The 2,344-nt window shown below is 73.5% G+C and carries 2 protein-coding genes; one reads left to right on the top strand and one right to left on the bottom strand.

Annotated elements, in window-relative coordinates; translation table 11 throughout:
• On the top strand, positions 1 to 1,702 hold a 1,702-nt coding region (locus tag DQW85_RS04070), incomplete at its 5' end, for a condensation domain-containing protein (RefSeq protein ID WP_240196908.1).
• 55 nt (positions 1,703 to 1,757) lie between these two features.
• On the opposite strand, the gene DQW85_RS04075 is transcribed toward DQW85_RS04070, so the two are convergent.
• Positions 1,758 to 2,344: WYL domain-containing protein (locus tag DQW85_RS04075; protein WP_162794706.1), on the bottom strand; the 587-nt coding region annotated here is incomplete at its 5' end.

The following is a 2,344-nucleotide window of genomic DNA, read 5'->3' on the forward strand; positions in this document are numbered from 1 at the left end:
GGCCATCCCCGTGACCGCCAACGGCAAGGTCGACCGGAAGGCGCTGCCGGCCCCTGACCCCAGCCTGGAGCAGGCGGCCGAGTACGTGCCCGCGCGCACCGACGTCGAGACGGCGCTCGCCCGGATCTGGGCTGACGTCCTGGGGGTCGAGCGGGTCGGCCTGCACGACAACTTCTTCGAGCTGGGCGGCGACTCCATCCTCAGCCTGCAGATCATCGCCCGGGCCCGCGCCGCCGGCCTGCAACTGAGCATCGCCGACGTGTTCGCCAATCAGAGCGTCGGCGAACTCGCGCCCCTCGTACGCCAGGGCCCCGCGAACCCGCTCGCCGAGCAGGGCACGGTGTCCGGGCCGGTGCCGCTCACCCCGATCCAGCACTGGTTCACCCGGCAGGACATCGCCGACCGGGATCACTGGAACTGGGCCGGCCTGTTCGAAGTCAGGGCGGGCACCGACTCCCGGGTGCTCGCCCAGGCAGTCGGCACGCTGGTCGAGCACCACGACGCGCTGCGGCTCCGGCTCACCCGAGACGGGGACCTGGGAACCTGGCGCCAGCACAACGCGCCGCGTGAGGACGGCCAGGTGTTCTGGGCCGTCGACGCCGCCGGGCTGGAGCCAGACCGGCTCGAGCGCCTCGTCACGGAGCACATGACCGCGCTGCAGACCTCGTCCGGCATGGCCGGCGGCCCGCTGCTGCGGGTGGCGTTCTTCGACCGCGGCGATCAGCCGGGCTGGTTGGGAATCATCGTCCATCACCTGGCGACGGACGTGCTGTCGTGGAACGTCCTGCTGGAGGACCTGGACCTGGCCTACGAGGCGATCGCGGCCACAGGCACGGCCGAGGGCGCCCTCACTCCCAAGACGACGTCGTTCAAGCAGTGGTCCGAGACGCTCCAGGCCTTCGCCGCCACGGAGCAGGCGCGGGCGGAGCTGCCGTACTGGATCGACCAGCTGGAGCCCGCCTTCGCCGTGCCCGTGGACATGGCCGGGGCGAACACCGAGGCGACGACCGAGGTCGTCGAGGCGCGGCTGGACGCGGACGTGACCGCGGCGCTGCTCACCCGGGCCAACAGGGCCTACGGAACGCAGGCCATCGAGCTGATGCTCGCGGCGCTGCTCCAGGCGCTGGGCGGCTGGGCCGGCACCGGCAGGGTGACCGTCGACATGGAGAACCACGGCCGCGAGGCGCTGGAAGAGGAGATCGACCTGTCCCGGACGGTGGGCTGGTTCACCTCGGTCTTCCCCGTGGCGCTCTCCGGCGCCGATCTCGGCGATCCCGGCGCGGTGATCTCGTCGGTCAGGGAGCAACTGCGCCGAACGCCTCGCAGGGGCGTCGGGTACGGCGCGCTGCGGTACCTCGCCGAGGGCGGGGAGGAGGTGCTACGCCGGTTCCGGGAGCTGCCGATGCCACAGGTCGGCTACAACTACCGGAGTGGGTTCGACGCCGTCGCGGACGACGCTGTGGGGCTGCTGGTACGGGAGCTGCCCGGCGACCTGTGCGGCCCGAGCACGGGCGCCGACCAGACCCGGTCGCACCTGCTGCAGATCGAGGCGTCCCGCACCGGTGACGGGGAGATGCTGTTCGAGTGGATCTTCAGCACCGCCGTCCACCGGACCGAGACCATCGAGCGCGTCGCGGCGCGGTACGTGGCGGCCCTCCAAGACCTCGTGGAGCACTGCCTGTCGGTACGGGCCGGCGACTAGCCGCCCCAGGCCCGCCCGCACGCTCGGTCCCGCGCCCGCCGCCGCACCGGCTCCTCTAGCCGTACAACCGGGCCATCCTGGCGGCGGCCCCGGCCACCAGCGCGCGCAGCTCGGGCGGGCCGAGGACCTCGGCCTCGGGGCCGAACCGGAGCACCTGGGAGTAGGCGATCTCCACCGACTCCACGCCCAGCCGCACGGTGCCGTCGGGCTCCAGCGAGGCGAGCGCGTCCTCCAGCGCCGCCGGGTCGGCGATGCGGCGCAGCAGGCGCACGCCCGACTCGCTCAGCCGCAGCGTGATCGTCTCCCGCAGCAGCGAGCGGCTGAACGCCGCCGACTGCCCCGCCCAGAAGGCGGCCAGGTCGAAGCCCGGGTCGCGGTCGAAGGCGGCGTCGTGCGGGCGCACGTCGCCGAACCTGTCCACCCGGAAGATGAGGAACCGCGACCGCACCCGGGCGGCCAGGTACCAGGCGCCCGCCTTGAGCACGAGACCGTACGGCTCCAGCGTCCGTTCGCGCTCCTTGTAGGCGGCGGTGACCGGACGGTCGTTCCACACGGCCCGGGCCAGCGGCCCGAGCGCGGGGGGCGGCGGGTCGCCGGCGGCGAACCAGCCGGGCGCGTCGAGGTGGAAGCGCTGCGCGGCCG

The organism is Nonomuraea lactucae, from assembly GCF_003313395.1.
GTDB classification, from domain to species: domain Bacteria; phylum Actinomycetota; class Actinomycetes; order Streptosporangiales; family Streptosporangiaceae; genus Nonomuraea; species Nonomuraea lactucae.